The 13,815-nt window shown below is 64.3% G+C and carries 9 protein-coding genes; 5 read left to right on the top strand and 4 right to left on the bottom strand.

Annotated features, from left to right (window positions below):
- Positions 1-207: 207 nt before the first annotated feature.
- Positions 208-2,799, bottom strand: a complete 2,592-nt coding sequence (locus JHD67_RS02925; RefSeq protein WP_199097118.1) for a bifunctional aconitate hydratase 2/2-methylisocitrate dehydratase — start codon at positions 2,797-2,799, stop codon at positions 208-210.
- Between the two features lie 385 nt (positions 2,800-3,184).
- Here JHD67_RS02925 and acnA point away from each other — a divergent pair, with 385 nt between their 5' ends.
- Positions 3,185-5,935, top strand: a complete 2,751-nt coding sequence (acnA, locus tag JHD67_RS02920) for an aconitate hydratase AcnA (protein ID WP_199097116.1) — start codon at positions 3,185-3,187, stop codon at positions 5,933-5,935.
- 93 nt (positions 5,936-6,028) lie between these two features.
- Here acnA and JHD67_RS02915 read toward each other — a convergent pair whose 3' ends face one another.
- Positions 6,029-6,460, bottom strand: a complete 432-nt coding sequence (locus tag JHD67_RS02915) for a hypothetical protein (RefSeq protein WP_233171599.1) — start codon at positions 6,458-6,460, stop codon at positions 6,029-6,031.
- A 146-nt stretch (positions 6,461-6,606) separates the two neighbouring features.
- On the opposite strand from JHD67_RS02915, the gene JHD67_RS02910 reads away from it, so the two are divergent.
- Entirely contained in the window at positions 6,607-8,295 is a 1,689-nt protein-coding gene (locus JHD67_RS02910) for a long-chain-fatty-acid--CoA ligase (RefSeq protein WP_199097112.1), read from the top strand.
- Between the two features lie 62 nt (positions 8,296-8,357).
- Here the strand turns inward: JHD67_RS02910 and JHD67_RS02905 are convergent, their stop codons facing one another.
- Positions 8,358-8,729 (bottom strand): PilZ domain-containing protein, encoded by a 372-nt coding sequence (locus tag JHD67_RS02905; RefSeq protein ID WP_199097109.1) that lies wholly within the window; start codon positions 8,727-8,729, stop codon positions 8,358-8,360.
- A gap of 97 nt (positions 8,730-8,826) precedes the next feature.
- Positions 8,827-10,002: a DNA polymerase IV gene (locus JHD67_RS02900; protein ID WP_199097107.1), complete on the bottom strand. Its 1,176-nt coding sequence runs from the start codon at positions 10,000-10,002 to the stop codon at positions 8,827-8,829.
- 549 nt (positions 10,003-10,551) lie between these two features.
- On the opposite strand from JHD67_RS02900, the gene JHD67_RS02895 reads away from it, so the two are divergent.
- From JHD67_RS02895 to JHD67_RS02885, 3 genes are read left to right on the top strand one after another with little or no spacing between them, the layout of a single operon-like run.
- On the top strand, positions 10,552-11,370 hold the full coding sequence (locus JHD67_RS02895; RefSeq protein ID WP_233171604.1) for a ScpA family protein: 819 nt from the start codon (positions 10,552-10,554) through the stop codon (positions 11,368-11,370).
- 39 nt (positions 11,371-11,409) lie between these two features.
- Positions 11,410-12,273: an SMC-Scp complex subunit ScpB gene (gene scpB, locus JHD67_RS02890; protein ID WP_199097103.1), complete on the top strand. Its 864-nt coding sequence runs from the start codon at positions 11,410-11,412 to the stop codon at positions 12,271-12,273.
- Positions 12,270-13,802 (top strand): pseudouridine synthase, encoded by a 1,533-nt coding sequence (locus tag JHD67_RS02885; RefSeq protein WP_199097101.1) that lies wholly within the window; start codon positions 12,270-12,272, stop codon positions 13,800-13,802. Before scpB ends, JHD67_RS02885 begins: the two co-directional genes overlap by 4 nt.
- The last annotated feature ends 13 nt before the right edge of the window (positions 13,803-13,815 follow it).

The raw sequence follows: 13,815 nt of genomic DNA, 5'->3' as shown, positions 1-13,815 counted from the left end.
ACTTCCCGCTCCACTCCTGACTCACCGCCACTCGTCCCTCACGTTATTCCGGCTTTCGCTGGAATGACGGCAGTGGTGGTGGCGCGTGGTTTTCACGGCAAGTCAGCGAGGCGGCGCAGTTCTCGCCATGGAACAGCGAAGGAGTAGCGCGGAGTCTTCCGTCACGCAAAAAGAAAGGGCGGCTTGCGCCGCCCTTTCCGATCCGGTTTAGGCCGTGACCGTATCGGCCACTTCCTTGTAATCCTGGATCTGATCGAAGTTCATGTACTTGTAGATCTTCTCGCCATTGGCGTTGATCACGCCGATGTCCGCCATGTACTCCTCCTTGGAGGGGATGCGGCCCAGACGCGAGCAGATCGCCGCCAGTTCGGCCGAACCCAGGTACACGTTGGAGTTCTTGCCCAGGCGGTTGGGGAAGTTGCGCGTGGAGGTGGAGAACACCGTGGCGCCCTCGCGCACCTGCGCCTGGTTGCCCATGCATAGCGAGCAACCCGGCATTTCCATGCGGGCACCGGCGGTGCCGAGCACGCCGTAATGGCCTTCCTCGGTCAGCTGCTGCTGGTCCATCTTGGTCGGCGGAGCCACCCACAGCTTGGTCGGGATATCGCGCTTGCCTTCCAGCAGCTTGGAGGCCGCACGGAAGTGACCGATGTTGGTCATGCACGAACCGATGAACACTTCGTCGATCTTGGCGCCAGCCACGTCGGACAGGGTCTTCACGTCGTCCGGGTCGTTCGGGCAGGCCACGATCGGCTCGTGCACGTCGGCCAGATCGATCTCGATGACGGCGGCGTATTCGGCGTCGGCATCGCGTGCCAGCAGCTGCGGGTTGGCAAGCCACGCCTCCATCGCCTTGATACGGCGCTGCAGGCTGCGCGGGTCCTTGTAGCCCTGGGCGATCATGTACTTCAACAGCGTGATATTGCTGTTCATGTACTCGATGATCGGCGCCTTATCCAGGTGCACCGTGCAACCGGCCGCCGAGCGCTCGGCGGAGGCGTCGGACAGTTCGAACGCCTGCTCCACCTTGAGGTTCGGCAGACCTTCGATTTCCAGGATACGGCCGGAGAAGATGTTCTTCTTGCCCTGCTTGGCGACCGTGAGCAGGCCCTGCTTGATGGCGTACAGCGGGATAGCGTTGACCAGGTCACGCAGGGTGACGCCCGGCTGCAGCTCGCCCTTGAAGCGCACCAGCACGGATTCGGGCATGTCCAGCGGCATCACGCCGGTGGCGGCCGCGAAGGCCACCAGGCCGGAGCCGGCCGGGAACGAAATGCCGATAGGGAAGCGCGTGTGGCTGTCGCCGCCGGTACCCACGGTGTCGGGCAGCAGCATGCGATTGAGCCAGGAGTGGATCACGCCGTCGCCCGGGCGCAGCGAGATGCCACCACGGGTGCTGATGAATTCCGGCAACGTGTGGTGAGTCTTCACGTCCACCGGCTTGGGATAAGCGGCGGTGTGGCAGAACGACTGCATGACCAGGTCGGCCGAGAAGCCCAGGCACGCCAGGTCCTTCAGCTCGTCACGGGTCATCGGACCGGTGGTGTCCTGCGAACCCACCGAGGTCATCTTCGGCTCGCAATAGGTGCCCGGACGCACGCCCTCGCCTTCCGGCAGGCCGCAGGCGCGACCGACCATCTTCTGCGCCAGGGTGAAGCCCTTGCCCGTATCGGTCGGCTGCTGCGGCAGGCGGAACAGGGTGGACACCGGCAGACCCAGCGCCTCGCGCGCCTTGGCGGTGAGGCCACGACCGATGATGAGAGGAATGCGGCCACCGGCGCGCACTTCGTCGAACAGTACCTCGGACTTCACCTGGAACTCGGCGATGACCTTGCCGTTCTTAAGGGCCTTGCCGTCATACGGACGCAGCTCGACCACGTCGCCCATTTCCATCTGGGAGACGTCAAGCTCGACTGGCAACGCGCCGGCATCTTCCATGGTGTTGTAGAAGATGGGGGCGATCTTGCTACCCAGGCACACACCACCGAAGCGCTTGTTCGGGATGAACGGGATGTCCTCGCCGGTCCACCACAGCACCGAGTTGGTGGCGGACTTGCGGCTGGAGCCGGTGCCGACCACGTCACCCACGTAGGCCACCAGGTGACCCTGCTTGGCGAGATCCTGGATCTGCTGGATGGGACCGCGCTTGCCGTCTTCTTCCGGCTGGAACGGCGCACCCTCGCGCTTGTTCTTGAGCATGGCCAGCGCGTGCATCGGGATGTCCGGGCGCGTGGTGGCGTCCGGTGCCGGCGACAGGTCGTCGGTGTTGGTTTCGCCCGGCACCTTGAACACGGTGACGGTGAGGCTCTCGGGCACTTCCGGCTTGCTGGTGAACCATTCGGCGTCGGCCCAGCTCTGCAGCACCGCCTTGGCGTTGGCGTTGCCCTGGTCAGCCTTTTCCTTGACGTCGTGGAAGGCGTCGAACATCAGCAGGGTGTGCTTGAGTGCATTGGCGGCGACGGTGCCGACCTGCGCGTCATCCAGCAGCTCGATCAGCGGATGGATGTTGTAGCCACCCAGCATGGTGCCGAGCAGCTCGGTCGCCTTTTCACGCGAGATCAGCGCGCTCTTCTCGGTACCGAACGCCACGGCCGCCAGGTACGACGCCTTGACCTTGGCCGCATCGTCCACGCCCGCGGGCACGCGATGGGTGATCAGGTCGACCAGGAACGCTTCCTCGCCAGCCGGCGGGTTCTTCAGGAGCTCGATCAACTCGGCGGTCTGCTGGGCCGACAGCGGCAGCGGCGGAATGCCCAGCGCGGCGCGCTCGGCAACATGTTGGCGGTAGGCGTTAAGCATGTGATCTCGTCCGGTGAACAACGAAAAGGGGCAGCAAGCGACGGCAACCGCCGAGGCTCGACAAGGCGTGAAGCCCTGTCGCCATGCCGCTCTGGGGCGGCCTGACAGCTCCTTATTTTGCCAGTCGCAGCACAAACGCCGCAACGCAAGACAACGCTTCCGCCTGCGTTCGAAATCTTGCAATGTCGATGTGGCGCAATCCCCGATCGGGTCTCTTGCACGACCCATCTTTTGGCCCAAACTGGAAAGCAGCACATCGGACGGAGCGCCCCGGGACGAAGCGCCACCCCTTCGCCCTTTGCAATTCCCCTCACGTTCGGTGCCTTAGGATCCCCAAGCTGCGCCCCGTGCGCTCGCCAGACTCAAGCAATCAGGAGTTAGCCCCATGCTGGATTCATTCGCCACCCGCGACACCCTTACTGTCAACGGCAGCCCTTATCAGATCGCCAGCCTGACCAAGCTCGGCCAACGCTTTGACCTCAAGACGCTGCCCTATTCGCTGAAGATCCTGCTGGAAAACCTGTTGCGCCACGAGGACGGCGTCAATGTGACCGCCAAGGAAATCGAGGCCATTGCGAACTGGGACGCCAAGGCCGAGCCGGACACCGAAATCGCCTTTATGCCGGCACGCGTGGTGCTGCAGGACTTCACCGGCGTGCCCTGCGTGGTGGACCTGGCCGCGATGCGCGACGCGGTGGTGAAATTGGGTGGCGATGCCAAGCAGATCAATCCGTTGGCGCCGGCCGAGCTGGTGATCGACCACTCGGTACAGGTGGATGCGTACGGCTCCGAGTCGGCACTGGAAAAGAACGTGGAGATCGAGTTCCAGCGCAACCAGGAGCGCTACGCGTTCCTGCGCTGGGGCCAGAAGGCGTTCGACAACTTTAAGGTCGTGCCGCCGCGCACCGGCATCGTGCACCAGGTGAATCTGGAGCATCTGGCCCGCGTGGTGTTTACCGCAGAGAAGGACGGCCAGGCCTGGGCCTACCCCGACACCGTGTTCGGCACCGACTCGCACACCACCATGATCAATGGCATCGGCGTGCTGGGCTGGGGCGTGGGCGGCATCGAGGCCGAGGCCGCCATGCTGGGCCAGCCGTCCTCCATGCTGATTCCGCAGGTGGTGGGCTTCCGGCTTTCCGGCAAGCTCGCGGAGGGTGTTACCGCCACCGACCTGGTGCTCACCGTCACCCAAATGCTGCGCAAGCTCGGCGTAGTGGGCAAATTCGTGGAATTCTTCGGCGACGGCCTCAAGCACTTGCCGCTGGCCGACCGCGCCACCATCGCCAACATGGCCCCGGAGTACGGCGCCACCTGCGGCATCTTCCCGGTCGATCAGGAAGCCCTGAATTACCTGCACCTGTCAGGCCGCAGCGAGGCGCAGATCAAGCTGGTGGAGGGTTACGCCAAGGCCCAGGGCCTGTGGCACGACGAAAACGCAGTGGAACCGCGCTTCACCACCACGCTCGAACTGAACCTGGCCGACGTCAAGCCCTCGCTCGCCGGCCCCAAGCGCCCGCAGGACCGCGTACTGCTGGAGGGTGTGCAGAAGAGCTTCCACGATGCCGTGGGCCCGCTCACCGCCAATCGTAAGCCGCGCAACGATGAAACCTCGGCCTTTATCGCCGAAGGCGGCTCCTCAGCCATCGGCAACCCGGCCAACGACATCACCGATAGTGGCGTGCGGGTGGAGAAGAATGGCGAGAGCTTCAAGCTCGGCGACGGCGCCGTGGTGATCGCGGCCATTACCTCCTGCACCAACACCTCCAACCCCGCGGTGATGCTGGGCGCGGGCTTGCTCGCCAAGAAAGCGGCCGCCAAGGGCCTCAAGGCCCAGCCGTGGGTGAAGACCTCCATTGGCCCCGGCTCCAAGGTGGTCACCGACTACCTGGAGAAGACCGGCCTGCTCAAGGAGTTGGAAAAGATCGGCTTTTTCATCGTCGGCTACGGCTGCACCACGTGCATCGGCAACTCGGGCCCGCTGCCCAGTGAAATCAGCAAGGGCATCGCCGAGGGCGACCTGGCGGTTGCCTCGGTGCTTTCGGGCAACCGCAATTTCGAAGGCCGCGTACACCCCGAAGTGAAGATGAACTACCTGGCTTCGCCGCCACTGGTCGTGGCCTATGCCATTGCCGGCACGCTGGATATCGACCTCACCAAGGAGGCGCTCGGCACGGGAAGCGATGGCAAGCCGGTGTATCTGAAGGACATCTGGCCGAGCAACAAGGAGATTTCCGACACCATCGCGGGCGCGATCAATCCGGAAATGTTCGAGAAGAGCTATGCCGACGTGTTCAAGGGCGACAGCCGCTGGAACACCATCGCTTCGCCGGACGGCGCCGTCTATAAGTGGGACGACTCCACCTACATCAAGAACCCGCCGTACTTCGATGGCATGAGCAAGGAGCCGGGCAGCATCGAGGACATCCATGGCGCGCGCGTGCTCGGCCTGTTCGGCGACTCCATCACCACCGATCACATCTCGCCGGCCGGCTCGATCAAGAAGGACAGCCCGGCGGGCCGCTTCCTGATCTCCAAGGGCGTGGACCCGAAGGACTTCAACTCCTACGGCTCGCGTCGCGGCAACGACGATGTGATGGTGCGCGGCACGTTCGCCAATATCCGCATCAAGAACCTGATGCTTAGCAACGTGGAAGGTGGCTACACGCTCCACGTGCCCAGTGGCGAGCAGATGGCCATCTACGATGCCGCCATGAAGTACAAGGCGGAGCACACCCCGCTGGTGGTGCTGGCTGGCAAGGAATACGGTACCGGCTCGTCGCGCGACTGGGCCGCCAAGGGCACCCTGCTGCTGGGCGTCAAGGCCGTGATCACCGAGAGCTTCGAACGCATCCATCGCTCCAACCTGGTCGGCATGGGCGTGTTGCCGCTGCAATTCCAGGATGGGCAGAACGCGCAGTCGCTGGGCCTCACCGGCAAGGAGACGTTCGACATCACCGGCCTCGATGGCGGCGAATCGAAGACCGCCAAGGTCACCGCCACCGCCGCCGACGGCAGCAAGAAGGAGTTCACCGTCAAGGTGTTGCTGCTCACGCCCAAGGAGCGCGAGTTCTTCCGCCACGGCGGCATCCTGCAGTACGTGCTGCGCCAGCTGGCGAGCAAAAAGGCCGCATAAGCATGTTGCTTTGACCTGCTCAGAGAAAACGCCGCCCTCGCGCGGCGTTTTCTTTGCCTACGGGACGTTTGCCCCGGGAGGCTAGCGCGACGGTCAGCCGCCCATCGGCTCCCAGTGGGCCGAATAGCATCGCCAGGATCGACCGTCCCGCCGCCACGCGGTTTCTACCTTATAGATACCGATATGCTCAGGCAGCAGCTTGCCGCCACTGGTCAGCGTCACGGTAAAACGCGCCAGATAGCGCTCACCCCGCGACTCCACCTCGACGGGGCCGGTGACGGCATGGAGGGTTTCGCCACGAAAGGCCGCCGCATGGAGCAAACCAATCAACTGGCGGCGTTCGAGCGAGCCATCATTGCCGTCGAAGTCGTCAGCCAGCAAAGCATCGAGTGCCGATGCATCGACATGCTCTGCCGCCTGTGCGCCCGCCGCCACAGCCTCGCGCACTCGACTTTCGTCGGAGGTGCGATGACAACCCGTCAGCCCCAGCGACGACAGGAACGCAAACAACAGAAGCAACGGCATTTTTTGCATTATGGGCGCTCCAGGATCACGCTGCAGCGCGGCTTGCTGCTATACGCGAGCGTATGCTCCAATGCCGCGTCATCATCTTGCCCTAACCGTGCCAACATCACTGACGGGCAGATCAACTTAGGAGCTTTGGATCCAACATGAGTAACGAGCGCCCGTGGCTGGCCCATTACCCGAAAGGGGTTCCTGCGCAGATCGACGCCAACCAGTACAGCTCGGTTGCCGCGGTCCTCGAAGAGGCGTTTGAGCGCTTTCGCCAGCGCCCCGCCTTCGCCAGCTTTGGCAAAACGCTGAGTTACGCCGAGATAGATGCCCAGAGCCGCCAATTCGCAGGCTACCTCACGGGCACGCTCAAGCTCGGCAAGGGCGATCGCCTCGCGATCATGATGCCCAACGTGCTGCAGTACCCGATCGCCCTGTTTGGCGCGCTGCGCGCTGGCCTTGTGGTGGTCAACACCAACCCGATGTACACCGCGCGCGAGCTCAAGCATCAGCTGGAGGATTCGGGTGCCAAGGCCATCGTGGTGCTGGATAACTTTGCGTCCACACTGCAACAAGTGGTAGCCGAGACGGGCGTCAAGCACATCATCACCACCGGCATCGGCGACCTGCTGGGCGCCAAGGGCGTGCTGATCAACTTCGCGCTCAAGCACGTCAAGAAGATGGTGCCTCCGTACCAGCTGCCACAGGCGGTTCGCTTCCGTGACGCACTGGCGCAAGGCGCAAAGCACCCGCTGCCGTCGGTACAGCTGAACCATGACGACATCGCCTTCCTGCAATACACCGGCGGCACCACCGGCGTGGCCAAGGGCGCCATGCTCACCCACGGCAATATGGTCGCCAACATGATGCAGGCTGGCGCCTGGATCGGCCAGAACGCCAAGCAGGGCGAAGAAGTGATCATCACGGCACTGCCGCTGTATCACATCTTCTCGCTTACGGCGAACGGCTTGGTATTCATGCGCCTGGGCGGCCTCAATTGGCTGATTACCAATCCGCGCGATATGCCAGGTTTCGTCAAGGAGCTGGCCAAGTCCAAGTTCACCGCGCTCACCGGCGTCAACACGCTGTTCAACGGCCTGCTCAACACGCCGGGATTTGCCGAGCTGGATTTCTCCCGCCTGCACCTGACGCTGGGCGGCGGCATGGCCGTGCAACGCGCAGTGGCCGAGCGCTGGCAGAAGGTCACCGGCGTGACCCTGGTCGAAGCCTACGGCCTCACCGAGACCTCGCCGGCCGCGTGCATCAACCCGCTGGACAATACCGAGTACAACGGCTCCATTGGCTTGCCCATTCCTTCCACCGATGTCGCCATATGGTCGGAAGAAGGCCAACCGCTGCCGTTGGGCGAAGTGGGCGAGCTGATGGTGCACGGCCCGCAAGTGATGAAGGGCTACTGGCAACGCCCGGACGAAACCGCCAAGGTGCTGGGCGCGGATGGCTGGCTGCACACGGGCGATGTGGCGCGCATGGACGAGAATGGCTTCGTCTACATCGTCGATCGCAAGAAGGACATGATCCTGGTGTCCGGCTTCAACGTGTACCCGAATGAGGTCGAGGACGTGGTGATGCTGCACCCGGGCGTGGCCGAAGTGGCCGCCGTCGGCGTGCCGGACGAACATTCCGGTGAAGTGGTGAAGCTGTTCGTGGTGCGCAAGGACCCGAACCTCACCGTGGAGGAACTCAAGAAGTTCTGCCACGACAACCTCACCGGCTACAAGCGCCCCAAGATGATCGAGTTCCGCGACGCATTGCCCAAGACCAATGTCGGCAAGATCCTTCGTCGCGAGCTGCGCGATGAAAAGAAGGTCGCCGCGGCGCAAAGCTGAGCCGGCACTCCAAACGAAAAAGCCCGCCGAAAGGCGGGCTTTTTTTGGCGTGGCAAGTCAGCTTACTCGTCGTGCCAAAGCTCCAGGATGTCGGCGTAACCGCCCAGCAAATTCCATAGCGGCGCCTGCTTGTCCTCCGGGATGCGCGTATAGGCAAAGCCGAGGTGTCGCTCGGAAATACGCGCCACCTGCGCTTCCAGATGGATATGCAGGTCGTGCCCGAAGATCATATCCAGGATCCAACTCTGACCGAGCTCGCCCTTCCAGCCCAAGGGTCGCCGCAGCAACACGCCCGTCGCGGAAATATCCACCAGCTCCGTCGGATGCGACTCGTTGACACGGCTCATCAGCACCGTGGTCTCGATACGCATGCGCGCCGGCCGCAGCTGCTCGGCATCCTGGCCGCGCTTGGCATTGTCTTCCGCTTTGCTCATCCTGCCTTGCCTCCCCGCACCGGATGCACCGGGCGCCCATGGCTTCATCCTGAAAGCGCCACCTCACTCAGAGCATGTGGTGCGCTTCTACTAAACTTCAATCCTGCTTCCGCGTGCGCAAAACGCCGGCACGCACCAGGCTTCCCGAGCCAAAACGCTCGTTGATCCTGTCTTGCAGCGCATCGGCCTCCTTATGGGATTTCGATACGTCGAACATATCCTCCTGTCGCCGCTCCCCGAAGCCCGACAGACTCACACCCAACAAGCGCAAGCGCGGATGGCGCTGCGCCTTCCACCACGCCTGAAGCAAGCTCCGTGCCACGCCATAGATCGCAGGCGCCGCCGCACTCGGCGCGGCCAATTGGGTCTGCCGCGTATGGGTCACAAAGGGCGGCTCACGCAATTTCACCGTCACGGTGCGACCCGCCAGGCCACGTTCGCGCGCGCGCGCCGCAATGCGCTCACAGTGCCTGAGCAGCCACGATTCGGCCAGCGCAAGCTCAGCCAGATCCACATCAAAGGTGTGCTCGGCCCCCACCGACAGCTCCCTTTGCTCAGGCGTGACGGCACGCGCGTCTTCGCCGCGTGCGAGCGCCTGCAATGCCGACGCATGACGCCCCAGCGCACCGGCCAGACGCGCCGTGTCACAAGCTGCCAATTCCCCCATCGTGTGGATGCCCAGTCGATGCAGCGCCTGCTCGGTCACCTTGCCCACCGTCCACAGCCGCCCCACCGGTAAGGGCGCAAGCTCCTGCGCCGCGGATGCCGCGGCGATTCGACGAAACCCGTCCGGCTTGGCGACCTCGCCGGCCAGTTTGGCCAGCAGCTTGTTGGGCCCCATGCCTACCGAGGCAACCAGTCCGGTGCGCTCCCGGATAGCCTCCTTGATGCGCCTCCCGATCGACTCGATCGAACCCAGCAAGCGCAAGCTGGCACCCACATCCAGGAAGGCCTCATCGAGCGAGAGACCCTCCACCAGCGGGGTCACCTCGTGAAATACCTCAAACACCTGCGCCGAGACTTCTTCATACCTGGTCATGCGAGGCCACAGATACACGCCAACCGGACATAGCCGGCGCGCCTGCGCGGTGGGCATGGCCGAGCGCACGCCAAAGCGTCGCGCCTCGTAACTGCAGGTGGACACCACGCCGCGCGGCCCCAGCCCGCCCACGATCACGGGGAGGCCGCGCAGCTCGGGATGGTCGAACTGCTCCACGGACGCATAGAAGGCGTCCATGTCTACATGAATGATCGAGCGTTCAGTGAGCGGCATGCGCCACTATTTTGCCGAGGAAATGCGTGGCATGCGCACTGGACTTGCCGGCGCGCAGCGGCTAATCTAGGTTTCGCGTGGGTCTTAGGGTGCGCGCACGATCGGCCAAGATCGACCGCTACGGCACCCGTCCCGATGCAACCAGCCGACCTATTGCAGAGCCCAGTGACACGGGATATGTCGCTTTGTGGCTTGCTTCCCAGCCATGGCCCCAGGCCTGCCAGGGACGCTCAAGGGTCGCTCAAGGCCAGCCTGATCGAAACGCCACTGGAGCGTCTTCGTCATGCATGTCCGCGACGGTGACGCTAGGCGCACCGGCTAGGCATCGCGCAAGTTAGCTTCAACGGGTCACTTGTCGGTGATCGTGATCCGAGCGGGGACATTCGTCGATCGAATGCCGGTGGAACTGAACGTCTCCTTACGTGTTGAACGCAACGCACGCCGTCGTGGACGGCCCAATGACATGCATTGATGAGCACTGAGCCAGTCGAGCCTCAGGCGGCCGCCATACCGCAGGACGCGTTTGCGTCGGTACCACAACAGCAGGAAATGCCGCTGGCCATCGTGCGCGGCGAACCCATCCTGCAGATGCCGCAGGATCTGTACATCCCTCCGGATGCGCTGGAAGTCATCCTGGAGGCCTTCGAAGGACCGCTGGATCTGTTGCTGTACCTGATCCGCCGGCAAAACCTGGATATTCTGGATATCCCTGTCGCCGAGATCACCCGGCAGTACATGGACTACATCGAGATGATGCGCGATGTGATGCGCCTGGAGCTTGCGGCCGAGTACCTGCTGATGGCCGCGATTCTTGGTGAAATCAAATCGCGATTGCTGCTCCCGCGGCCGCCGGCCGAGGAAGGCGTGGAGGAGGATCCTCGCGCCGAGCTGGTTCGCCGGCTGCAGGAATACGAGCGCTTCAAGCGTGCGGCGGAGGACATCGACGCCCTGCCCCGCATGGAGCGAGACATGGCGCCCGTCCACGCGGACGTAGGCGAGCGCAACGTGGTGAAGCTGCCGCCGCCGCTCGAACTTAAGGAGCTGCTGCTGGCGCTGAAGGATGTATTGCATCGCGCCGAACTGTTCGGGCATCACGCCATCAAGCGCGAAGCACTCAGCGTGCGCCAGCGCATGGGCGAGTTGCTGAGCCGACTGGACAGCCACACCTTTCAGCGCTTCGAGACATTGTTCGATGTCACCGAAGGGCGCCTTGGCGTGGTGGTGACCTTCCTGGCCATGCTGGAGCTGGCCAAGGAGATGCTGGTGGAGATCGTGCAGGAAGAACCGCTTTCGGCCATTTACGTCCGCTCCAAGGCCGGACACGCCGAAGAATTCGTTACCGACGAACCGGCCGCTGCCACCGAATGATGGCAGCAGCACCCATGAATCCGCACCCGACCTGAGGCCATGCAGATCGAGCAACTCAAACCCATCATCGAGGCGGCGCTGCTGGCAGCCACGCAGCCCATGACCATTCCGCAATTGCTGGAGCTATTCGGCGAAGAGGACGAGGTCGGGCGCGAAGAGGTTGCACAGACCCTGGCCGCACTCACCGAGGATTGCGCCGAACGCGGAGTAGAGTTGCGTGAGGTGGCCTCGGGCTGGCGCTACCAGGTTAAGCAGGACATCCATCCGTGGCTGTCGCGGATGTGGACCGAAAAGCCCAGCCGCTATTCCCGCGCCCTGCTCGAAACGCTGGCGCTGATCGCCTACCGCCAGCCGATTACCCGGCCGGAAATCGAGCAGATCCGTGGCGTGGTGGTGTCTTCCAACATCATCAAGACCATGGAAGAGCGGGAGTGGATTCGCGTGGTGGGTTACCGCGACGTGCCGGGCAAGCCCGCCTTGTTCGGCACCACCCGCGCCTTCCTCGATTACTTCAACCTCAAGTCGCTGGACGAGTTGCCGCCACTGTCGGAAATCCGCGACATGGAAGATCCGCAGATGAGCATTGCGCCCGAGCCGCTACCGGCTCGCGTGGTGCGCGACCTGCCGATCGACCCCGAGGCGGACGAGGCAGAAGACATCGCCTCCGACACAAGCACTCACGAAACACCCGACTCACCCCACACCGAAAGCGCAGAGGTCGGCACGGATCACACGCCCACCTCGCACCAGGAACACCCGCAGGCAACGGAAGTTGCCGCGAACGACGAACCCGGCGCTGCCCCGCACGCCGATACCACGAACAACACTGCCGATGAGGCAGCGACCCATGCGACCGCCGATGAAGGCGCCGCTACGCAAGATACCGAGGAGTACCGCGCATGACTGCGCCGCAGAAATCCGTTTTGACCCTTAAGCGCGCTCCGCGCGACGAAAACACCCCCGCCATCGAAGAGCGCTTGCACAAGGTGCTGGCCAACGCCGGCCTCGGCTCGCGCCGCATGCTGGAACAGCGCATCCAGGCCGGCGAAGTCGAGCTCAATGGCACGCCCGCCACCATTGGCGCCAGCGTGCACGCCGGCGATCGCGTGGTGCTGGACGGCAAGCAGTTCGTCGTCGCCACCGACAATCGTGACGAAACCGAAGTGCTGGTCTACCACAAGCCCGAAGGCGTGGTGACCACCCGCGAAGACCCCGAAGGCCGTCCCACCGTGTTCGAGCAGCTGCCGCGCCTCAAGGGCGCACGCTGGGTCGCGGTGGGCCGCCTGGACATCAACACCACCGGCCTGCTGCTGCTCACCACCGACGGCGAACTCGCCAACGCGCTGATGCACCCCAAGAGCGGCCTCGAGCGCGAGTACCTGTGCCGCGTGCACGGCGAAGTGCCCGATGAAGTGATCGAAAAGCTCAAGGCCGGCGTGGAGCTGGAAGACGGCCCCGCCCGCTTCGACGAGATCGGCGTCATCAGTCGCGGCGGCAGCCATAGCTGGTTCCGCGTGGTGATCTGCGAGGGTCGCAACCGCGAAGTGCGTCGCCTGTGGGATTCCCAGGGCTTTCTGGTGAGTCGCCTCAAGCGCATCCGTTACGGCAAGGTGGAACTGCCGCGCAACCTGCGTCGCGGCGACTGCGAGGCACTGGGCGAAGAAGCCGTCAAGGACCTGCGCAAGGTCACCGGCCTTGGCGCCCCGCAGCCGGTGCTCACGCTGAGCCCGGTGCTGCATCAGCGCCGCGCACCGCGCAACGTCACCGAGTATCGCCCCGAGCGCGGCAGCTCCAATGCATGGAGCGGCGGCTACCAGGACGAAGCACGCGAACTGCGCGCCTATGACCGCATCCGCGAAGAACCGGTGCGTGGCGCCAAGCGCCGCAAGCCCGGCAAGGAAGTGAATGGCAATGTTGCCCGTCCGGACCGCCCGGCCGGCGGCATGCAGCGCAAGAACAAGCGCGGCGTGGCACCGGGCCAGGAGCTGCCGTCGGTGCGCACCTGGTTCGCTGGCGATGCGCGTGAGGGCGGTGGCGCTCGCGGCGGTGCGGGTGCGGGTGCGGGTGCCGGCAAGCGCCGCGGCGGCAGCAAGCCGTTCGGCAACCGTAGCGCCGGCGGCGAAGGCCGCAGCGGCAGCAGCCCCTATGGCGGCACCGGCTTTGGTGGCGGCGGATATGGTGGCGGCAACCGCTCCGGCGGCGGCCAGGGGCGTCCCGCAGGCGGCCAGGGCGGTCGCCCGCAAGGTAGTGGTGGCCGTCCCCAAGGTGGCAGCCGCCCGCAGGGCAGCGGTGGCCGTCCGCAAGGTGGTGGCGCAGGTCGCCCGCAGGGCGGCGGTGGCCGTCCCCAGGGCGGTGGTCGCCCGCAAGGCGGTGGTGGCGGGCGCCCGCAGGGCGGCGGCGGTCGCGGCGGCAACCGTCACGGTAACCGCTGATACCGAGAGCTGA

The organism is Dyella sp. ASV21 (assembly GCF_016428975.1).
Lineage (GTDB): Bacteria > Pseudomonadota > Gammaproteobacteria > Xanthomonadales > Rhodanobacteraceae > Dyella.
This window is presented reverse-complemented; position numbering and strand designations above follow the sequence as displayed.